This is a genomic window from Mesorhizobium erdmanii, from assembly GCF_013170725.1.
In the GTDB taxonomy this organism is placed as follows: Bacteria; Pseudomonadota; Alphaproteobacteria; order Rhizobiales; family Rhizobiaceae; genus Mesorhizobium; species Mesorhizobium erdmanii.
On the sequence record NZ_CP033361.1, the window covers coordinates 5,227,053 to 5,246,560 of the forward strand.

The 19,508-nt window shown below is 64.4% G+C and carries 19 protein-coding genes and 1 riboswitch; of the genes, 7 read left to right on the forward strand and 12 right to left on the reverse strand.

Annotated elements, in window-relative coordinates:
* Window positions 1–16: 16 nt before the first annotated feature.
* Together mtnK and mtnA are read left to right on the forward strand one after the other, a co-directional pair.
* Window positions 17–1,291: an S-methyl-5-thioribose kinase gene (mtnK, locus tag EB233_RS25465; RefSeq protein ID WP_064989426.1), complete on the forward strand. Its 1,275-nt coding sequence runs from the start codon at window positions 17–19 to the stop codon at window positions 1,289–1,291.
* The gene (gene mtnA / locus EB233_RS25470; RefSeq protein WP_064989425.1) at window positions 1,288–2,382 is read left to right on the forward strand and encodes an S-methyl-5-thioribose-1-phosphate isomerase; all 1,095 of its coding nucleotides are present in this window, start codon (window positions 1,288–1,290) and stop codon (window positions 2,380–2,382) included. The genes mtnK and mtnA overlap by 4 nt, the downstream gene beginning before the upstream one ends.
* A gap of 35 nt (window positions 2,383–2,417) precedes the next feature.
* On the opposite strand, the gene EB233_RS25475 is transcribed toward mtnA, so the two are convergent.
* On the reverse strand, window positions 2,418–2,957 hold the full coding sequence (locus EB233_RS25475) for an Lrp/AsnC family transcriptional regulator (protein WP_064989424.1): 540 nt from the start codon (window positions 2,955–2,957) through the stop codon (window positions 2,418–2,420).
* Between the two features lie 48 nt (window positions 2,958–3,005).
* On the opposite strand from EB233_RS25475, the gene EB233_RS25480 reads away from it, so the two are divergent.
* From EB233_RS25480 to dhaL, 4 genes are all read left to right on the forward strand, one after another.
* A complete protein-coding gene (locus EB233_RS25480; RefSeq protein WP_064989423.1) occupies window positions 3,006–4,178 on the forward strand; it encodes an MFS transporter in 1,173 nt (390 codons plus the stop codon).
* 100 nt (window positions 4,179–4,278) lie between these two features.
* Window positions 4,279–4,494, forward strand: a riboswitch (FMN riboswitch).
* 77 nt (window positions 4,495–4,571) lie between these two features.
* Window positions 4,572–5,045, forward strand: coding sequence for a 6,7-dimethyl-8-ribityllumazine synthase (locus EB233_RS25485; protein ID WP_064989422.1), 474 nt, complete (start codon window positions 4,572–4,574; stop codon window positions 5,043–5,045).
* 62 nt (window positions 5,046–5,107) lie between these two features.
* Window positions 5,108–6,121, forward strand: coding sequence for a dihydroxyacetone kinase subunit DhaK (locus EB233_RS25490; RefSeq protein WP_171892262.1), 1,014 nt, complete (start codon window positions 5,108–5,110; stop codon window positions 6,119–6,121).
* A gap of 15 nt (window positions 6,122–6,136) precedes the next feature.
* Window positions 6,137–6,772: a dihydroxyacetone kinase subunit DhaL gene (dhaL, locus tag EB233_RS25495; RefSeq protein ID WP_064989421.1), complete on the forward strand. Its 636-nt coding sequence runs from the start codon at window positions 6,137–6,139 to the stop codon at window positions 6,770–6,772.
* Here dhaL and derI read toward each other — a convergent pair.
* The 3 genes from derI to EB233_RS25510 are packed head-to-tail and all read right to left on the reverse strand — an operon-like array spanning window position 6,769 to window position 8,786.
* Window positions 6,769–7,209, reverse strand: coding sequence for a D-erythrulose-4-phosphate isomerase (gene derI / locus EB233_RS25500; protein ID WP_027041287.1), 441 nt, complete (start codon window positions 7,207–7,209; stop codon window positions 6,769–6,771). The two genes, dhaL and derI, sit on opposite strands and share 4 nt — an antisense overlap.
* A gap of 28 nt (window positions 7,210–7,237) precedes the next feature.
* Complete coding sequence (locus EB233_RS25505) at window positions 7,238–7,966, reverse strand: triose-phosphate isomerase (RefSeq protein ID WP_244277672.1); 729 nt, start codon at window positions 7,964–7,966, stop codon at window positions 7,238–7,240.
* A 49-nt stretch (window positions 7,967–8,015) separates the two neighbouring features.
* Entirely contained in the window at window positions 8,016–8,786 is a 771-nt protein-coding gene (locus tag EB233_RS25510) for a DeoR/GlpR family DNA-binding transcription regulator (RefSeq protein WP_064989419.1), read from the reverse strand.
* A 274-nt stretch (window positions 8,787–9,060) separates the two neighbouring features.
* Between EB233_RS25510 and fba the strand changes: the two genes are divergently transcribed.
* Window positions 9,061–10,125 carry a class II fructose-bisphosphate aldolase gene (gene fba, locus EB233_RS25515; protein ID WP_064989418.1) on the forward strand — a complete coding sequence of 355 codons (1,065 nt, stop codon included), beginning with the start codon at window positions 9,061–9,063 and terminating at the stop codon, window positions 10,123–10,125.
* A 64-nt stretch (window positions 10,126–10,189) separates the two neighbouring features.
* Here fba and EB233_RS25520 read toward each other — a convergent pair whose 3' ends face one another.
* The 8 genes from EB233_RS25520 to EB233_RS25555 are packed head-to-tail and all read right to left on the reverse strand — an operon-like array spanning window position 10,190 to window position 19,505.
* Window positions 10,190–11,131 carry a sugar phosphate isomerase/epimerase family protein gene (locus EB233_RS25520; protein ID WP_064989502.1) on the reverse strand — a complete coding sequence of 314 codons (942 nt, stop codon included), beginning with the start codon at window positions 11,129–11,131 and terminating at the stop codon, window positions 10,190–10,192.
* A 49-nt stretch (window positions 11,132–11,180) separates the two neighbouring features.
* Entirely contained in the window at window positions 11,181–12,239 is a 1,059-nt protein-coding gene (locus EB233_RS25525; RefSeq protein WP_064989417.1) for a class II aldolase/adducin family protein, read from the reverse strand.
* Window positions 12,239–13,756, reverse strand: coding sequence for a glycerol-3-phosphate dehydrogenase (locus EB233_RS25530; protein WP_064989416.1), 1,518 nt, complete (start codon window positions 13,754–13,756; stop codon window positions 12,239–12,241). Before EB233_RS25530 ends, EB233_RS25525 begins: the two co-directional genes overlap by 1 nt.
* 45 nt (window positions 13,757–13,801) lie before the next feature.
* The gene (locus EB233_RS25535; protein WP_064989415.1) at window positions 13,802–14,842 is read right to left on the reverse strand and encodes a 2-hydroxyacid dehydrogenase; all 1,041 of its coding nucleotides are present in this window, start codon (window positions 14,840–14,842) and stop codon (window positions 13,802–13,804) included.
* Window positions 14,843–14,852: 10 nt separating this feature from the next.
* Entirely contained in the window at window positions 14,853–16,406 is a 1,554-nt protein-coding gene (locus EB233_RS25540; RefSeq protein WP_064989414.1) for an FGGY-family carbohydrate kinase, read from the reverse strand.
* The gene (locus EB233_RS25545) at window positions 16,406–17,530 is read right to left on the reverse strand and encodes an ABC transporter ATP-binding protein (protein WP_027055839.1); all 1,125 of its coding nucleotides are present in this window, start codon (window positions 17,528–17,530) and stop codon (window positions 16,406–16,408) included. The genes EB233_RS25540 and EB233_RS25545 overlap by 1 nt, the downstream gene beginning before the upstream one ends.
* Window positions 17,527–18,645 (reverse strand): ABC transporter ATP-binding protein, encoded by a 1,119-nt coding sequence (locus EB233_RS25550; RefSeq protein ID WP_064989413.1) that lies wholly within the window; start codon window positions 18,643–18,645, stop codon window positions 17,527–17,529. Before EB233_RS25550 ends, EB233_RS25545 begins: the two co-directional genes overlap by 4 nt.
* Window positions 18,646–18,647: 2 nt before the next feature.
* Window positions 18,648–19,505, reverse strand: coding sequence for a carbohydrate ABC transporter permease (locus EB233_RS25555; protein ID WP_013896836.1), 858 nt, complete (start codon window positions 19,503–19,505; stop codon window positions 18,648–18,650).
* Between the last annotated feature and the right edge of the window lie 3 nt (window positions 19,506–19,508).

Below are 19,508 nucleotides of genomic sequence, written 5' to 3' on the forward strand. Positions count from 1 at the left end.
GGCGGGAGGGAGAAGAATGACCGGGAAATTGCCATTCGAAGCGTTATCGGTGGAGACGCTTGCAACGCGCCTCGGCACGAACGAGGCGTTGAGTGCCAGGATTGGCAAGGACACGACACACTGGAAGGTCCGTGAGGTCGGCGACGGCAATCTGAACCTGGTGTTCATCGTCGAGGGCGCCAGCGGCGCCGCCGTGGTCAAGCAGGCCCTGCCCTATGTCCGCCTGGTCGGCGACAGCTGGCCGCTGCCGCTGAAGCGATCCTTCTTCGAATATCACGCTCTGACAAGGCAAGAGGCGCGCGCGCCGGGATCGGTGCCGGCGATCTATCACTTCGACGAAGGCCAGGCGCTGATCATCATGGAGTATCTGGCGCCGCCGCACGTCATTCTCAGGCGCGCCCTGATCGACGGGCGCCAGTTGCCCAACATTGCCAGGGATATCGGCCTGTTCATGGCCCGCACGCTGTTCCGCGGCTCCGATCTTTCGATGGTTGCCAGGGACCGCAAGGCCGACCTGGCGCTGTTCGCCGATAATGTCGAACTTTGCGACATCACCGAGAATCTCGTGTTCTCCGATCCCTATTTCGACGCCAAGATGAACCGGCATACGTCACCGCAGCTCGATGGTCTGGTCGGCCAACTGCGCGCCGATCGCGACCTCAAGGTCGAGGCGCAACGCCTGAAGCACATCTTCGCCGCCAATGCCGAGACGCTGCTGCATGGCGACCTGCATTCCGGCTCGATCATGGTCACCGACAGCGAGACCCGGATGATCGACCCGGAGTTCGCGTTTTACGGCCCGATGGCGTTCGACGTCGGCATGCTGCTCGCCAATTTCTGGATGTCCTTCTTCTCGCAACGCGGGCATGAGCAGAACGGAAAGCGCGATGCCATGCGCGCCTACCTGCTTGGGGTCACCGCCGAGACCTGGGCGGTGTTCCGCGCCGAGTTCTCGCATCTATGGCGCAGCGAGCGCACCGGCATGCTCTACCAGAAGAGCCTGTTCGAGGATCAGGGCGACAGGCTGGGCGCCGAGCAGGGGCTCGACCATGTGCTGCATGGGATCTGGACCGACCTGCTCGGCTTTGCCGGCATCGAGGTGCACAGGCGCATCCTCGGCCTCGCCCACAATGCCGATTTCGACGCCATCGACGATGAGGACCTACGCGCCTCCTGCGAGGCGAAGGCACTCAAATTCGGCCGTCACATCGCCGTCAACCGGCGCCAGATACACAGCATCGACGAGGTCAACACCCTGGCCGCCTTGATCGAACGGGAGAACAGCATTTGAACGTAGGCGACCGCCACTACCGAACCATCTGGCTGAGCGATGACGGACGTTCGGTTGACATCATCGACCAGCGCTGGCTGCCGCATGACTTTCGCATCGAGACGGTCAGCACCGTCGCCGGCATCGCGACGGCGATCCGCGACATGTGGGTGCGCGGTGCACCGCTGATCGGCGTCACCGCTGCCTATGGCGTTGCCATGCAGATGGCGGATGACGCGTCCGACGAAGCGCTCGATGCGGTTTGGGAGACGCTGCACGAGACGCGCCCAACGGCGATCAACCTGCGCTGGGCGCTTGACGAGATGCGGCGTTTCCTCAAGCCGCTGCCCACGGAACAACGCGCCGCGGCCGCCTATCGGCGCGCCAGCGAGATCGCCGACGAAGATGTCGGGCTGAACCGCGCCATCGGCGAGAACGGGCTTGCCATCATCAAGGCGATCGCGGCGCGCAAGCCGCCGGGCGAAACCGTTAATATCCTGACCCATTGCAATGCCGGCTGGCTGGCGACCGTCGACTATGGCACCGCCACGGCGCCGATTTATCTGGCAACCGAAGCCGGCATCCCGGTCCATGTCTATGTCGACGAAACGCGGCCGCGCAACCAGGGCGCCCAGCTGACCGCCTGGGAGATGGCCGGCCATGGCGTGCCGCATACGCTGATCGTCGACAATGCCGGCGGCCACCTGATGCAACGCGGTGTGATCGACATGGTCATCGTCGGCACCGATCGCACCACCGCCGACGGCGATGTCTGCAACAAGATCGGCACCTATCTGAAGGCGCTCGCCGCTGCCGACAATGACGTGCCGTTCTATGTCGCGCTGCCCTCGCCGACCATTGACTGGACGGTCCATGACGGGCTGGCCGAAATCCCGATCGAGCAGCGCTCGGCCGACGAGGTCTCGCTGGTGTGGGGCAAGACCGCCGGCGGTGAAATCGCCCAGGTACGCATCTCGCCCGAGGCGACGCCGGCCGCGAACCCGGCCTTCGACGTCACCCCGGCACGGCTGGTGACCGGGCTGATCACCGAACGCGGCGTCGCCAAGGCTTCGCGCGAGGGCCTGAAGGCAATGTTCCCCGAGAGGGGATAGCCGGCGGTATCGGGCTGACTAACTACCGCGCGGATTTAGTATAGCGGCTTGCTCATATGGCCCGGCGTCGGCCAGGTGTCGGTGACGCCGGGCTGCACCGGACGCTCGAGATAGGTCGACAGCACCACATAGCTGCGCGTCGAGGTGACGCCAGGCGTCTCGTAGAGGCGAGCGAGGAGGCCTTCCAGCGCCCGCGTATCTTCGGTGCGGACCTTCAGCAGCATGCAGGTATCGCCGGCGACGGTGTGGATCTCCTCGACTTCCGGATACTGCGAAACCGCCATCAGCTCCGGTGTCTTGCCCCAGCCCCTGGTATCGATATGGACGAAGGCCAGCAGGGGCTTCTTCACCGCCTTGGGATCGATGATAACAGCGGTGCCGCGAATGGCGCCGCTGCGTCGAAGTCGCTTGACGCGCTCGTGAGCGGCTGGCGGCGAAAGACCGACGCGGTCCCCCAGTTCGGCATAGCTGACCGTGGCATCGTCGACGAGGACACCTAATATCTTTCGGTCAATCGCGTCGACGTCGCGGGGCGCTGGCGCGTTCCGCGGAATGGTATCTGTTTCTTCATCCATATCGACAATCCTGATTGCCACGGAATTTAATACGGCCATTATGCTGATATGTCGAACAGCAATCAAGCCACAGTGCCAGCCGATACCAGGCCGCCAATCCCGGCCCTCGCCTATCTGTTAACCGGATGCATCGCGGTGATCGGCTCGAATTCGCTGGTCCTGGGGCCGATAGCTCCGGCCGTGGCCGCGTCTTTCGCAAGCAGCGTGCCGACCGTGATGATCGCGGCAGCCGCTTTTGGCCTTGGCACATCGGCGAGCGCCCTGTTCCTGGCCCGCCATATCGACCGGCTCGGCGCCCGCCGGATGCTGCAAGGGGCATTGCTGTTGCTGGCCATGGCCCTGATTGCCAGTGCTGTCGCACCGATACTGATCATGCTGGTCGCGGCCCAGCTGGTCGCCGGTATTGCCGCCGGCGTCGCCATGCCGGCGATCTATGCCAGTTCGGCGGCGATCGCGCCACCCGGCCGCGAAAGCGGCACCATCGGCGTCGTGCTGACCGGATGGACACTCAGCATGGTGGCCGGCGTTTCGCTGTCGGCGGTACTTGCCGATCTGGTGCATTGGCGCGCCGTCTTTGCCGCCGTCGCGATACTTGCCGCCCTGGCATGGGTGGGGCTGACGATGTCGTCGCTCAGCGACGCCCGGAAGGCCGGGCCGGCGCCCGCCCCATTGGAGGCGCTGAGCATTCCCGGAATTCTGCCGCTGCTGGTTGCCTGCGCCGCCTTCATGACCTCGTTCTACGGTGTCTATGGCTATCTGGGTGACCATCTTCATGTCGGCCTGGGAGAGCCGGTCAGCGCCAATGGGCTGGCCGCGCTCGCCTATGGCATCGGCTTCGGCACGGCGGCTCTCCTCGACGGCGTCATCGATCGCCTGGGTGCCCGTCGCGTCATGCCGTTCGCCTATCTTCTTGTCGCCGCCGTCTATGTCGCCATTGCCGCGACAAGCAACAGTTTCGGCCTGACGCTCGCCATGGTGGCGATGTGGGGACTAGCCAATCATTTCGGATTGAACGTCCTGGTGACGCGCCTGTCGGCACTCGATCCCTCACGGCGCGGCACGATCATGGGCCTGAACAGCGCGGTAACCTATCTGGCGGTCTTTATCGGCACCACCGGCTTCGGGCCGCTCTATTCCAGCTTCGGCTTTGCCTTCTGCGCGATGGTCGCGGCGTTGCTGATGCTGGTTGCCGCAGCGGCGGCGGCGTGGCGCACGCGATAGAGCGCTTCCTTGACGCCATTGCTCCAGTCGACGGAACGTAATTGGCCAGCAGCCTTTCATGCGGTTGACAGCCCAGCCCTGCCCTTCCATACAAAGCCCGTAATGTTCTCAGGGCGGGGTGAAAGTCCCCACCGGCGGTAACGGTTTCGGCCGAAGCCCGCGAGCGCTTTCCAAGTCCACGCATCTGCGTGGATTCTTAAGTGCTGGTGCGTCCTTTACGCGTCCAAAAGGACGCCTGGCGCTCTAGTTGGAAAGGTCAGCAGATCCGGTGTGATTCCGGAGCCGACGGTTAGAGTCCGGATGAAAGAGAACGAAACGGAAAACGGACCGCTCCGGCGGGCCGGATTGCGTATCGTGCGTCCTGATTCTGGTTCGAAACGGAAGGATGGACCCATGAATCAGCATTCCCACAAAGACTATGAAACCACCCGCATCGCTGTTATCCGTGCGCGCTGGCACGCCGATATCGTTGACCAGTGCGTAAAGGCCTTCGAGGCGGAACTTGCCGATATCGGAGGCGATCGCTTTGCCGTCGATGTCTTCGACGTGCCCGGCGCCTACGAAATCCCGCTGCACGCCAAGACCCTGGCTGAGACCGGCCGCTATGCCGCAATCCTCGGCACGGCCTTCGTCGTCAATAGCGGTATCTACCGGCATGAGTTCGTCGCCAGCGCCGTCATCGACGGCATGATGAACGTGCAGCTGTCGACCGGCGTGCCAGTGCTTTCGGCGGTGCTGACGCCGCACAATTATCACGACAGCGCCGAGCACCACCGCTTCTTCTTCGAGCACTTCACCGTCAAGGGCAAGGAAGCGGCCAAGGCGTGTGTGGAAATTCTCGCCGCACGAGAAAAGATCGCGGCATGAAATCTTCCCGGCCGGGTGGAAATCGCGATAACACCCGGTAGTATTTGCGAAAAGTCGGGAGGATGCCGGTGCAGACCAAGAAGATCATCAATGACGGCAACCGCGCCGTCGACGAAATGCTCGAAGGGATCCTCGCCGCGCATCCTCGCCACCTCAGAAGCGCGGACGGCAGCCCGCGCTCGATCATCGCCCGCGACGGGCCGCGGCCCGGCAAGGTCGGCCTGGTGATCGGCGGCGGCTCCGGCCATGAGCCGACCTTTCTCGGCTTTGTCGGCAAGGGACTGGCGGACGCGGCGGCTGTCGGGAACGTCTTTGCCTCGCCGCCGCCCGATCCGATCCTCGAATGCGCCAAGGCGGTTAGCGGCGGCGCCGGCGTTCTGTTCATGTACGGCAACTATGCCGGCGACGTTATGAATTTCGACATGGCGGCCGAAATGGCAGCCATGGACGACATCGAGGTGCGCACGGTGCTGACCACCGACGACGTCGCCTCGGCACCGCGCGATCAGCGGCACAAGCGCCGCGGCGTCGCCGGCAATTTCTTCATCTTCAAGGCGGCAGGCGCCGCCTGCGACCGGATGCTCTCCCTGGACGAGGTCGAGCGCATCGCGCGCAAGGCCAACGACCACACCTTCACCATGGGCGTGGCGCTGTCGCCTTGCTCGCTGCCGCAGACCAGGCGGCCGAATTTCGAGATCGGCGCCGACGAAATGGAAATCGGCATGGGCATCCATGGCGAACCCGGCATCGCGCGCGGCACGCTCAAGACCGCCGACGAGATCACCGACGAGATGCTGGACAAGATTTTCGCCGAGATGGCGCCGAAGCGCGGCGACACCGTCGCGGTGCTGGTCAATTCGCTCGGCTCGACGCCGCTGATGGAGCTCTACATCATGAACCGGCGGGTCAAGCAGCGGCTCGACGACATCGGCGTTTCCATTCACGCGACCTGGGTCGGCAATTACTGCACGTCGCTGGAAATGGCCGGCGCCTCGGTGACGCTTCTTCATCTCGACGAGGAGTTGCGGACCATGCTCGACCACCCCTGCGACTGCGCCATGTTCCGTGCCGGCTGACGAAAGAGCGTTCTCGTGACCATAGACGCCGCTGACCTGAAGAGAATGTTCGATACGATCGCGGTGGCGATCGAGGCCGACAGGGACCGTCTCTGCCAACTCGATGGGGTCATTGGCGACGCCGACCACGGCATTGCGATGGCGCTCGGCTTCAATGCCGTACGCGACGCGCTGGCGCCGCTCGACCTTGCAACGATCGAGCCGACGGCTCTGCTCAACCTGGCAGCGAAGTCGTTCCTCAATGCCGTCGGCGCCTCGTCAGGCCCGCTCTATGCGACGGCCTTCATGCGCGCGGCCGCCGCGGTCAAGGGCAAAGCCAAGCTTGCAGACGCCGACGTTGTCGCCCTGTTCCATGCCATGGCGCAAGGCATCAGGGATCGCGGCAAGGCGGAACCCGGCGAAAAGACGATGGTCGATGCCTGGCAGCCAGCGGCGGAAGCGGCCGCTGTCGTGCATGCCGCCGGCAAGACTTTGTCTCAGAGCCTCGAGGCGGCCCTTGCCGCCGCCGAGTCCGGTGCTGAAGCGACCAAGGACATGATCGCCGCCAAAGGCCGCTCCTCACGGCTCGGCGAGCGATCGCTCGGGCATATGGACCCGGGCGCCGCCTCGGCCGTCACCGTGATCCGCGCGGTGCGCGACGGTCTTGCTTAGCCCTTCGCAGCATCGAGCCTGTCGATCGCCTGGACATTGCCGGCCGACGGACCCTTCTCGTCGAACTCCGAGGCCAGCCACGTGTCGACGATCGCCTTGGCCAGTTCCGGGCCGATGACACGGGCGCCCATGGTGATGATCTGCGCATTGTTGGATTTTGCCGCGCGCTCGGCCGAATAAGTGTCGTGGGTGAGCGCGGCGCGGATGCCCGGCACCTTGTTGGCCGAGATCGAGACGCCGATGCCGGTGCCGCAGAACAGGATGCCGCGCTCGTTCTCGCCGTCGATGATCGTCTGCGCGAGTTTTTGCGACAGGTCGGCATAGTAGCCGGCCTGGCTGAGATCGCTGACGGTGAGGCCGGGCTTGGTCGCCAGGTGGGCGGCGATGACGTCGAGCAGCGGCTTGCCGGCGCTGTCGGCTCCAATGGCTATTTTCATGGCTTTTCCCTTTCGTGTTCGGATGATTTCAGATCGCCGCGGAAGCGCGGCGGAGGATGTCAATGTAGCCATCGACCTGCCAGGCGGAGCGGCCGATGAACAGGCCGTCGATATTAGGCTGGCCGACCAGTTCGGCCGCATTGCCGGGGTTGACCGAGCCGCCATAGAGCACCGGCGGCACGGACGGCAGCAGGAGGCCGGCCACCCGCTTGATCAGCGCCTGCTGCTTGTCGGCATAGTCGGCGCTGGCCGGAATGCCCTTGTCGCCGATCGCCCAGACCGGCTCGTAGGCGAACAGGATCTTTGCGCCCTTCGCCTCGCCTTCGAGGAATTGCAGGGCGCCTACTACCTGGGCGCTCAAAACGGCATCGGCCTGCCCGCTTTCGCGCTCTGCCAGCGTCTCGCCGACGCAGATCAGCGGTATCAATCCGTGTTTCACGGCGGCCGCCGTCTTCAGCCCAACGGTGCGGTCGGTCTCACCAAAATGCTCCCGCCGTTCGCTGTGGCCGAGTTCGACCAGATCGAGCCCGCAGTCTCTCAGCATCAGCGGCGATATCTCGCCGGTCCAGGCGCCGGCGTCGGCCCAATGCATGTTCTGGGCGCCGACCTTGACGCGCGTCGACGACAGCGCCCGCTTGACCTCGCGCACCGCCGTGAAGGGCGGGATGATGAAAGGCTGGATGCGATCATCGAAACCGGGGATGAAGCCGGCCAGCGCCTCGGCGAAATGCAGCGCCTCGGCAAGCGTCTTGTTCATCTTCCAGCTTGTACCAACCCAATAAACCACGCGTACGCTCCCTTGATCCTCAACCGTTGCCGCCGACCACGGTCAGCGAAACACCGGCGTCATCCAGCGCCGCGCGCATGGAAGGCTCGGGTTCGCGGCCAGTGAAGACCGTGTCGAACGCGCTGAGATCGGTCAGAAAGTGCAGCGCCGTGCGGCCGAACTTGCCGTGATCGACCAGCAAATATTTACGGGTCGCCGCCGCCATCATCAGCCGCTTGGCCTGCACCACCTCCTGGTCCTGGTGGAAAGCCGAAGCACCATGGATGGCTGAAGACGACAGGAACGCGACGTCGGCGCGCAACGATTTGAGCGAAGCCTCGGCGAGCAGACCGAAAAAACCGTGGAATTTCTTGCTGTAATGGCCGCCGAGCGCGATCAGGTTGATGCCGCCGGCACCGGCCAGGTCCTGGATGACGGCCAGGTTGTTGGAGATCACCGTCAGCGGCCGCAGCTCCGTCAGATGCCGGGCAATGCCGCCGGCCGTCGAGCCGTCGTCGATGATCACCGTCTGGCCGGGTTCGATCATGGCCACGGCGGCAGCGGCCAGACGCTGCTTTTCCTCGATCGCCTGCTTCTGCCGGTAGCGGAAATCGCTTTCGAACAGGCTGCTCGGCTGAATCGAGGCGCCGCCGCGCACCTTGCGCAGGAAGCCGCTTTCCTCGAGTTCATCGAGGTCGCGGTGCACGGTCATCTTCGAGACGCCGAAACGCAAGGCGAGGTCGTCGACGCCGGCCTGACCGGCGTCCATCAGAATCTCCATGATGCCTTGACGCCTGCTATCGCTCTTCATCGCCGTCGACCGCCCAACACAGGACCTCAAGCCTTTGACCCAGATCAAGAGATAACATCCATCGTCGCAAAAGTATCAGAAATTTTGTGATAATGGGATAAATATTTGGGATATCCCGTTGGCCCTGATCGCGACGCTGTAACAAGAATTGCTGCCTGAACGGCCTGTCACGGTTGCGGTTGGGCCGAAATCCAGCCAGAAGCATCGGTGGGCTGGACGATGCGCGGACAGTCCGCAACCACCAGGTTTGAAACCAGATACGGGAGACTATTCGTTGGCTCGCATCACACTGAGACAATTGCTCGATCACGCCGCCGAATACGGCTATGGCGTGCCGGCCTTCAACATGAACAACATGGAACAGGGCCTCGCCATCATGGAGGCGGCGGAAGAGACCAAATCGCCTGTCATCCTGCAGGCAAGCCGCGGTGCGCGCGCCTATGCCAATGACGTGGTGCTGGCCAAGCTGATCGACGCGCTGGTCGAAATCCATCCCGACATCCCGGTCTGCATGCATCTCGACCACGGCAACAACGAAGCCACCTGTGTCACCGCGATCCAGTACGGCTTCACCTCGGTGATGATGGACGGCTCGCTCAAGGAAGACGGCAAGTCGCCGGCCGACTACGCCTACAATTCCGGCATCACGAAGCGGGTCGTCGACATGGCGCACTGGGGCGGCGTGTCCGTAGAAGGCGAGATCGGCGTTCTGGGCTCGCTGGAGAGCGGCGGCGGCGAGCAGGAAGACGGCCACGGCGTCGAAGGCGCGATCAGCCATGACCAGCTGCTGACCGACCCCGAACAGGCCGTGCAGTTCGTCAAGGACACGCATGTCGATGCGCTGGCGGTGGCCATGGGCACCAGCCACGGCGCCTACAAATTCTCGCGCAAGCCGGATGGCGCGGTGCTGGCGATGAACGTCATCGAGGACATCCACCGCCGCCTGCCGAACATGCATCTGGTGATGCACGGCTCGTCCTCGGTGCCGGAGGATCTGCAGGAGATCATCAACAAGTACGGCGGCCAGATGAAGCCGACCTGGGGCGTGCCGGTGGAAGAGATCCAGCGCGGCATCAAGCATGGCGTGCGCAAGATCAACATCGACACCGACAACCGCATGGCGCTGACCGGCGCGATCCGCAAGGTGCTGACCGAAAACCCGAGCGAGTTCGACCCGCGCAAATACCTCACCCCGGCAATGGCGGCGATGCGTAAGCTGTGCAAGCAGCGTTTCGAGGAGTTCGGCACCGCCGGCAACGCCCAGAAGATCAAGCCGTTGCCGGTCTCGGAAATGGCCAAGCGCTACAAGTCGGGCAGCCTCGACCCGAAATTCGGCTGAGTTCGGCCCACCGAAAATCTGGCTGCATCTTCGGGCAGGAGCCGCACAGGCTCCTGCCCGATCTCTATTCAGCCCTTGGCAAAAGGCTGGCCCTGCCGGCGTCGATGAACGGCGCCCAGTAGTCAACCGACTCGCGGATCATGGCGACGACCTGATGGTCGACCGGCTCGCGCTCACGGAACGACAGTTCGAGGCAGATCTCGTTGTCGGTGCCGCCGCCGCGTCGCACCGTCTCCAGCAGTTTTTCCGGCGTGATGCGGCCGTCCTTGTTGTAGGCCGATGTGAACGGCCAATGGCCGCCCTTGTTCATCGACGATTGCTTGATGTGGATGATCGGCGATTTGCGGGGAAAGGCCTCAGCCCAGGCATAGGGATCGATGTCGGCCGGGTTGCTCGAGGTGACGTCGCCATGGTCGATGTCGACCATCATCTCCAGCGGAATGGCGAAGCCGGCGGCGTCGATGTCGCCTTGCAGCTGCCTGCAGTTCTCGATGGTGTGGCCGAACTCGCGGCCAACCGACATCGGCTCCCAGAACAGGTAGCTAAGGCCCGCCGCCCTGGCGTGTTCGGCGACCTCGCGCCAGCAATCCAGCGCGATATCGAACAGCCGCGCCCGGCGCGGGGCGTCGTCAAAGTCGCGGTGGGTGAAGATGGCGAACTGCGTGCCCATGCCGCTGGCGCCAAGCTCGGCCGAAATGTCGGCGAAGGTCTTGAACCAGTCGACATAGTAGCGGCGCACATCGGCGTCGGGGTGACCGAAATGATTGAGCCGGCCGTAAGGGCCTGTCATGCCCGAGGTAATCCGCACGCCGGTGCGGGCGAGCGCTTTGCGAAAGAGGCGGACGAATTTGACGATCGTCGCTGCCGGCCAACCCGGATTGACGAATTCATGCGTGAGCTGCACGTCGCGGATGCCAATCTCATGGGCGATGGTGTCGATCAGATCATCCGGATCGGCAAAACGGTTCACCAAGGGATTGGTGTTGAGGGAGAGCGTGAAGGCCAAGGCAGCTATCCCTCCCGGCGCCACGGCACGACAGTGAAGCGGAATGCCGTCATTGCAGCGTTGCTCCCTCGCGGTTGAGTTGCTGGCGGTATTTTTCAGCGTCCCAGTTCAGCAGCTCGGCATTCTCTCCCGCGGTGAGATAGTTGACGCGCGCCGCGCCATCGACGCGCTGGGCGACGTCGGCCAGGCAGCGCGCCATCGCCTCGGCACCGGCATTGGCATCCCGGCGCATCAGCACGCCCTTGCCGGGAAAGAGGATGGATGTCGGCGCGGCAGTGGTGCGGGCGACGATATCGGCCGCGTTCTCGTCGGGACCGGCGATCACCGAGCCGACGCCAAGGAAGATCACATGATCCGGATAAAGGCTGCCGGAGGCGGCGATGCGGCAACTGGCGAGATCGGTCGCGACGGCATGCGCCGCGGCCGAGGCCGGCAGCCGGTAGTCGCTTCCGGCGGCGAGCCGCAGCAGCGCATCGAGATCGGGCGGAGGGGCCGGCCGTGGCGGCCGGGAGAGCAGCCCGGTCACCCGCTGCAGGAGCAGGGCCGCTTCAGCGACCGTATCCGCGGCGACCACCAGCCCGTGATTGCCCAGCACCAGCACGTTGGTCGCGGGCTGCAGCCGCTCGGCGATCGCCTGCGCCAGCGGCAGGCCGGGCCGGCGATAAGGCACGAAAGCCCAGTCGAGGCCCCGCAAGCGCTCCTCCAGCAGGGCTTCGGCGTTGGCCTGCACGGCGATCGAGATCGTCTCGACACAATGGACATGGACGACGATCTTCTGCGGCAACAGCGCGTGCACCGTCGTCTCGATGGAGGGCCGCAGCTGGCGGGGGTTGAGATCCGCCAGCGTGAATTGCCCGGCCTTCTCGGCTGCCGGGTTGCGATGCGCCACGGCATCGAGCAATGGTGCCAGCGCGACCGGGACCATGATCTCGTCGTCGCGGGCGTTCTTCAGCCAGGTTCCCGAAGCTTTGATCCAAAGCACGCCGGCCTGCTTGATGGAAGTGTTGCCGCCGGCGCCCTGGACCAGCAGCGGGTCGGCACCGATGCTGGCCGACAAGGAGCGCAGCATGCGGAATTCGCCGGTGCCGTTATCGACGGGATGGACCATCAGCTTGCCCTCGCCAGACGATTGACGCACCAATGCTCGAAGTCCGCCCTCTCCTCGGCGGACAGATGCAGGCCATGCTTGGTGCGGCGTTCGAGAATATCGGCCGAAGTCACCGCCCATTCCCGGTCGAAGAGATAATTGGCCTCGCGCTCGAAAAAATCCTTCCCGAAGCAGCGTCCGAGTTCCTCGAGCGACCGCGCCGCGCCAATCAGAGCCCGCGTCCTGGTTCCGTAGAGCCGGCCGTAATGCTTGAGCAACGTGGCCGGCATCCAGGGATATTCGCGTCCAAGGTCGCCGAGAAACTGTTCGAAATCGGCGTTGGCGATGTCGCCGCCGGGCAGGTGTGTCGTCGCCGTCCACGGCTTGCCCATTTTGGGAAAGAACGGAATTATCTTGTCCAGCGCATGCTCGGCCAGTTTGCGGAAAGTGGTGATCTTGCCGCCGAAGACGGAGAGCAGCGGCGCCTGCGCGTCCGGCGCGTCGAGCTCGAAAATATAGTCGCGGGTCACAGCACTTGGGTTGTCGGCATTGTCGTCATAGAGCGGCCGGACGCCGGAAAACGAATAAACGACATCACCGCGCGCAAGGCCGCGCTTGAAGTAGCGGTTGACCACCTTGATCAGGTAGTCGATCTCGCTCTCGTCCGCCGCCACATCCTCGGGCCGGCCGTCGTAGGGGATGTCGGTGGTACCGATCAGGGCGAGATCGTTCTGATAGGGGTTGATGAAGATCACGCGCTTGTCGCTGTTCTGGATGAGATAGGCTTGCCGCCCCTCCCAGAACTTCGGCACGACGATGTGGCTGCCCTTGACCAGGCGCACATTGCGCCTGGAGTTCTGGCCGGCGACGCGGTTGACGATGTCGTTGACCCACGGGCCGGCGGCATTGATCAGAGCGCGCGCCCGAACCACCGTCCGAATGCCCGTCCTGCCATCCTGCATTTCGACGACCCACAGGCCATTTTCGCGGCGGGCGGCGGTGCAGGCGGTGCGGGTGAAGACCCTGGCGCCGCGCTCGGCGGCGTCGAGCGCGTTGATGACGACGAGGCGGGCATCGTCGACCCAGCAGTCGGAATATTCGAAGCCGCGCCGGAAGGCATCCTTGATCGGCGCGCCTTCCGGCGCGGTGCGCAAATCGAGCGTGCGGGTGGCCGGCAGCCGCTTGCGGCCACCGAGATGATCGTAGAGGAACAGGCCGAGCCGCACCAGCCAGGCCGGCCGGTCATCGGGGCTGTGTGGCAGCACGAAGCGCATCGGCCAGATGATGTGCGGGGCCGATTCCAGCAGCACCTCGCGCTCGATCAGCGCCTCGCGCACCAGGCGGAATTCGTAATATTCGAGATAGCGCAGGCCGCCATGGACGAGTTTGCCCGACCGAGAGCTGGTGCCTTCGGCGAGGTCGTCCTTTTCGCACAGGATGACAGAAAGGCCGCGGCCGGCGGCGTCGCGCGCGATGCCGGCGCCATTGACGCCGCCGCCGATGACGAAGAGGTCGACAATTTCGGGGCTGCCGTTCATGTCGCCGTGGCCTTCATGCCGATTTGAAGAGTCATGACCACTGCCTCAGCATGGATTGACCGGAGGGAGGCCCGCAATATAGCGGCGCACCTCCTCGGCGGCTTGCTCGGCGGCATAGGTCACGGTTCGCACCGAGGCGCCGGCGATATGCGGCGTCAGCGTCACATTGGGAAGCTGCAGCAAGGGCCAGTCCGATGGCACCGGCTCGACCGCGAAGGTCTCCAGCATCGCGCTGGCGATCTGGCCTGAAACAAGCGCGTCATAGAGTGCGTCATAGTCGACCAGCGGTCCCCGCGCGGTGTTGACGAGAACCACCCCCGGCTTCATCCGCGCGATAGTGTCCTTGCCGATCATGTCGCGTGTCTCCTCGGTCACGCGGGGATGCAGCGTGACCACATCGGAACGGGACAGGAGATCGTCCAGCGCGACCAGTTCGACGCCGGCATTGCGATCTTCCGCACTCAATTGCACATACGGGTCGCTGACCAGGACGTTACAGCCGAAGGCACGCAGCAGGCGCACCACCTTGGTGCCGATATTGCCATAGCCGACGACGCCGACCGTCATTTCGCCGAGTTCACGGCCGGTGCGATCGGCGCGGTAGAGATCGCCGCGCCACTCGCCCTTGCGCAACGCCTCGTGGCCGACCCGGATCAGCCGCGTCTCGGCCAGGATGGCGCCGAGGGTAAACTCGGCCACGGCGGTGGCGTTGCGGCCGGGCACATTAACCACGGTGATGCCGTGCGCCCTGGCAGCAGCCATGTCGATGTTGATCGGACCGCCGCGCGAAACCGCGACCAGTCTGAGCGCCGGCAGGCGCTTCATCATCTCCTCCGACAGCGGCGCCAGTTGGGTGACGAGGATTTCGGCATCGCCGATGAAATCGACGACTTCATCGGGATGGCCAAAATACTCCTTGACCTTGTCGAGGCCGAGCGCCGCATTGCCGAACTGCATCGGCTCGTCGGGCCAGGCCGTCTGCAATGTCCTGATATCGAGATCGCCGCTCGCCACCTTTTCGATTTTGGCGCGAAACACCTCCGGAAGCATGAAGTTGTCGCCAATGATCGCTATTGTCTTATTCATACTCGACTTCTCAATTTGCCTGCGATGCCGCCATTGCGCGCCAGACCGGCCGCAACGCCTGGTGCGCCAACATGTAGGACGGGGTCACTCTGTCGTAGATCGCGGCGAGGTTCCGATCGCTCGGCTCGGCCTCGCCCAGCAGCGGTGTCACCCATTCGCCGACACACGCATCCATGGACGGGTAAAGGCCGACGCAGACCGCCGCGATCATCGCCGCACCCGCCGCGCCCGCTTCCTCGCGTGCGCTGGTGCGAATATCGGCGCCCACCACCGCGCCCAGGATCTTGCGCAGCGCCGGGCTTCTGGCGGCGCCGCCGGTCAGGCGGACTTCACGCGGCAGCGGCCCCATGGCGGCGTAGCAATCGCGCGCCGCGAAGGCCAAGCCTTCGAAGACAGCTCGGACGAGGTCGGCATAGCCGTGCCGCGAGGAAATGCCTACGAACCCGGCTCTCGCATTGGCATCAACGAACGGCCCCCGCTCACCGGCTTCCGACACATAAGGCTGATAGAGCAGCGAGGCGGGTTGCGCGGCCGCGATCCAGGCATCGACCAGCGCGATCATCTCACCATTGCTGCGCGAAATGCCCTGCGAGGCGAGAATGCCGGAGGCAAGCCCAAGCACCCAGTCGATGTTGAGCGTCGCCGCCATGTTCGACTGCATCTGCGCGAACACGCCGGGTGACGGCATCGCCATGGTGTAGCCAGTCGCCGCGTCGTTCAGCTGGACATCGTCGGGGGTTTCGGCCAGCCGCATATGCATGCCGGTGGAGCCGATGATCGAGCAGCCGGGCTTGCGCTCGCGGTCGAAGAGGCCGGCGCCGAGCGCGGTGCAGACGACGTCGACATAGCCAAGCACGACGGGCGTGCCGGCCAGCATGCCGGTGGCTTCGGCCGCCGCCTGCGACAGTGCGGCGCTGTGCCTTGTGCCGTCGACGATCGGCGGCAGCAGATGCCTGAGATCGGCGACGCCGAGCACGTCGAGCACGTCGTCGCTATAGTCGCGGGTGTGGAAATCGCCGAAGGTGAAGGTTCCTTCGGATGGATCTGTGGCGCGTTCACCGGTCAGCCTGAAATAGAGCCAGTCCTTGCAATGGAACGCGGTCGCCGCCTTGCCAAGCATTTCGGGCATGGTGCGCTTCATGAAGACGAACTGCGACCCCTGCTGGCAGGCGGCGAGCCCGCTGCCGGTCCTTTCGAAGCGGAGCCGGTCCTCGGGCCGTGCGCGGATCTCTTCCACGACGGCGGCGGCGCGCGCGTCGAGCCAGAGCCAACCCTTTGCCACCGGCTCGCCCTTCTCGTCGATCAGCCAGGTGCCATCGCCTTGCCCAGTGACCGCGATGGCAACGGTCCGTTTTGCGAGGTCAGGCACCTTGTCGGCAAGCTGGCGCAAGGTCGTGGCGGCGTCGGCCCAAGTGCGTGTCAGATCCTGTTCGGCGCCGCCGCCCGGCAGCGTTTCGTAGTGATTGGGCAGTGCCGCGGCGGCAATCTGCCGGCCCGCTATGTCGAAGGCGATGGATTTGATGACCGAGGTGCCGGCATCGACGCCGATCAGGATGTCACGCATCACGCCAGCTCCATGCCGTGCGAGATGGCCTCGCCGCTCGCCTGGTCGAAGACATGCAGGTTTTTCGGATCGATGCTGACATTGATCGGCGCACCCAGGTCGAGGCGCGTGCGGTCATGTTCGACCAGGACCAGCGAGCCGCCTGCAAAGTCCGCCGCAATATGCGTCTGGTCGCCGAGCCATTGGTTGGCCGAGACCCTGGCGGGAACACCCTCCTTCGAGCGCCGCACCGCATAGGGCCTGATGCCGATGACGACCCGTTCGCGGCTGAGCAGCTGGTCGCGAACCGGAGCGCTGAAGGCGTCCTTGTCGTAGTCGAGCGACAGGCCGTCGGGCAGCCGGAGATTGATGCGGCCGGCGGCTGTCGCGACATAAGCCTCGAAGACATTCATCGGCGGCTCGCCGACAAAGGTGCCGGTAAACAGGTTCGCCGGGCGCTCCTTGATCCGATCAGGCGTGTCGAACTGCTGCAACACGCCGCCTTCCATGACCGCGATGCGGTCGGCAAGTGCATTGGCCTCGGTCTGGTCGTGGGTGACCAGGATCGCGGTCAGGCCGCGCTCCTTGATGAAGTGCTTGATGCGGCCGCGCAGCACGGCGCGAAGCTGCGGTTCGAGTTGGCCCATCGGCTCGTCCAGCAGATGCAGATCCGCCTCCCGGATCAACGCCCGGCCGAGGCTGGCACGCTGCTGCTGGCCGCCCGAGATGGAGCTCGGATAACGCTCCAGTATGTCCTCGATCTCGAGCAGCTTGGCGATGCTGGCGACCTTGGCGTCGACCTCGCTCTTCGGCAGCCTTGCCGCCTTGAGGGCAAAGGCCATGTTCTCGCGCACCGTCAGCGGCGGGTAGAGCGAATAGCCTTCGAAGGCCATCGCCACGTTGCGCCTGACCGGCGGCAAGGTGTGCACCTGACGGCCGGCGACCGAGATTGCGCCGCGCGAAACCTCCTCGAAGCCGGCGATCATGCGCAGCGTCGACGTCTTGCCGCAGCCGGACGAGCCGAGCAGCGCCACGATCTCGCCCTTGGCGATTTCCATCGTCAGGTTCTTGACGGCGTGCACACCCCTGTCGATCGGGCCGTAGAATTTGTCGACGCCTGATATTGTGAGCGCGCTCGGGCTCATGCCGCTTCTCCGTTGCGCAGTTTGACGACATTCCTCGCGCCGATACGCTCGCCGCTCGCATGATCGAACAGCAAGGCGCTCTTGCCGTCGACGGCGATATGAGCCTTGCCCTCGTTACGTCCGGGCGTCCCGGCTGGACGCGAGACCAGGATTTCGCGGCCGCGCACGGTGCGCACCAGCGTCACGATCTTTTCGTTGAGCGGCGTCTCGGCCTCGACCGTCACGGGAATCGCACCCGGCTCATTTTCGCCGACGAAATGCAACGCCTCCGGCCGGAGCCCGATGATGCAGTCGCGGCCGATGGCGGTCTCGGAAGCCTCGGCGAGATGAACCTGGACATTGGACAGACCGACATAGATCCCCCGGGCGTCCCGCGCGGGCTTGACGTCGAGCAGGTTGATGGTCGGATCGCCGAACAGCCGCGCGATCTCGATATTGGCCGGCTCGCGATAGATCTGCTCGGGCGTGCCGAGCTGCCTGATGACGCCTTGCGACATCACCGCGATGCGGTCGCCGAGCGCCATGGCTTCCTTGTAGTCCTGGGTGACGTAGACGACCGTGGCGCCGCGATCGGCAAGCAGACGCGGCAGTTCCAGCCGCATCTCGAAGCGCAGCTTGGCGTCGACATTGCGCAAGGGATCGTCGAGCAGCAGCAGCGGCGGTAAGCCGACCAAAGCGCGGGCTAGCGCGGTGCGTTGCTTCTGACCGTTGGAGAGCGCACGCGGCTTGTGGGAGAGCACATGGGCGATCTTCAAAAGCTTGGCGACGCTGTCGACGCCGGCCTTGATCGCGCCCGGCAAGGACCGCTTGGCCTCCAAAGGCGTGGCGATGTTGTCGAACGCGCTCATATGCGGAAACAGCGCGAAATTCTGGAACGCCATCCCGACGCCGCGAAACTCCGCGTCGACATCGGTCATGTCGTCGCCGCCGATGAATATCTTGCCCCCATCCGGATCGATGACGCCGGCAACCAGCCGCAGCAGCACCGTCTTTCCCGCGCCCGATGGCCCGAACAGCACAAGGGTTTCGCCATCGGCAACGGTCAGCGACAGATTGTCGAGGACAGTCTGGCTCTTGTAGCGCTTGACGACGTTTCTGAGTTCGAGGCTGGCCATGTCTATCCTTTCACCGCGCCGAGCGAGAGGCCTTCGACGAGATAGCGCTGTGCGTAGAGGGCGAGCGCGAGCGTCGGCGTGATCGAGAGCACGATGGCCGCCGAAATCTGGCCGTACTGTATGCCCGAGGAGGTGATGAAGGCGAGCGCGCCGACCGTGACCGGCTGCTTGTCGGCGGAGGCCAGCACCAGGGCGAAGACAAAATTGTTCCAGGCGAAGATGAAGGCGAGCAGGCCGGCGGCGGCGATGCCGGGACCGGCGAGCGGTAATGCGATCTTGCGGAAGGTGGCGAACCACGAATGGCCGCCGATGCGATAGGCATATTCGATGTCGGCTGGAATATCCTCGAAATAGCCGCGCACGATCCACAGGATCAACGGCAGGCAGATCAGCTGGTAGACCCAGATCAGCCCAATATAGGTGTTGGCGAGCCCGAGCTTCTGGAAATAGAGGGTGAGCGGCAACAGCACCAGCAGGGCCGGCGCGAATTTGAACGACAACAGCGTGAAAGCGATGTCCTCCGAGCCGCGGAATTTGTGCCGCGCGAAGGCGTAGGCCGCCGGAACGCCGAGCAGCAGCGAGACCGCCACCGAGGTCACCGACAGGAAGACCGAATTCCACAAATTGCGCATGAAGGCGATGTCGAGCGTGCCGGCCGCGGTCATCAGCTTGCCGGTGATCAGCGCCGTGTAATTGGCGAGCGTCGGCTCGAAGATAAGCTGCGGCGGGATGCGCAGGATGGTCTCGTTGGTCTGGAACGACATCATGAAGATCCAGACGATCGGGAACATGAAGAAGATCACGACCAGCGTCAGAGCCACGCCGCGCAGGATGCGCTCGAGAAGCGAGGTGTGTTCCATCCC

What these genes read in the sequence shown, in the direction of transcription:
- mtnK (WP_064989426.1), top strand. Translation starts at nt 17, where the DNA reads ATGACCGGGAAATTGCCATTCGAAGCGTTATCGGTGGAGACGCTTGCA.
- EB233_RS25475 (WP_064989424.1), bottom strand. Translation starts at nt 2,957, where the DNA reads ATGGATGAAGAAACAGATACCATTCCGCGGAACGCGCCAGCGCCCCGC.
- EB233_RS25480 (WP_064989423.1), top strand. Translation starts at nt 3,006, where the DNA reads ATGTCGAACAGCAATCAAGCCACAGTGCCAGCCGATACCAGGCCGCCA.
- EB233_RS25485 (WP_064989422.1), top strand. Translation starts at nt 4,572, where the DNA reads ATGAATCAGCATTCCCACAAAGACTATGAAACCACCCGCATCGCTGTT.
- EB233_RS25490 (WP_171892262.1), top strand. Translation starts at nt 5,108, where the DNA reads ATGCCGGTGCAGACCAAGAAGATCATCAATGACGGCAACCGCGCCGTC.
- derI (WP_027041287.1), bottom strand. Translation starts at nt 7,209, where the DNA reads ATGAAAATAGCCATTGGAGCCGACAGCGCCGGCAAGCCGCTGCTCGAC.
- EB233_RS25505 (WP_244277672.1), bottom strand. Translation starts at nt 7,966, where the DNA reads ATGAACAAGACGCTTGCCGAGGCGCTGCATTTCGCCGAGGCGCTGGCC.
- EB233_RS25510 (WP_064989419.1), bottom strand. Translation starts at nt 8,786, where the DNA reads ATGAAGAGCGATAGCAGGCGTCAAGGCATCATGGAGATTCTGATGGAC.
- EB233_RS25525 (WP_064989417.1), bottom strand. Translation starts at nt 12,239, where the DNA reads ATGGTCCATCCCGTCGATAACGGCACCGGCGAATTCCGCATGCTGCGC.
- EB233_RS25530 (WP_064989416.1), bottom strand. Translation starts at nt 13,756, where the DNA reads ATGAACGGCAGCCCCGAAATTGTCGACCTCTTCGTCATCGGCGGCGGC.
- EB233_RS25535 (WP_064989415.1), bottom strand. Translation starts at nt 14,842, where the DNA reads ATGAATAAGACAATAGCGATCATTGGCGACAACTTCATGCTTCCGGAG.
- EB233_RS25540 (WP_064989414.1), bottom strand. Translation starts at nt 16,406, where the DNA reads ATGCGTGACATCCTGATCGGCGTCGATGCCGGCACCTCGGTCATCAAA.
- EB233_RS25545 (WP_027055839.1), bottom strand. Translation starts at nt 17,530, where the DNA reads ATGAGCCCGAGCGCGCTCACAATATCAGGCGTCGACAAATTCTACGGC.
- EB233_RS25550 (WP_064989413.1), bottom strand. Translation starts at nt 18,645, where the DNA reads ATGGCCAGCCTCGAACTCAGAAACGTCGTCAAGCGCTACAAGAGCCAG.
- EB233_RS25555 (WP_013896836.1), bottom strand. Translation starts at nt 19,505, where the DNA reads ATGGAACACACCTCGCTTCTCGAGCGCATCCTGCGCGGCGTGGCTCTG.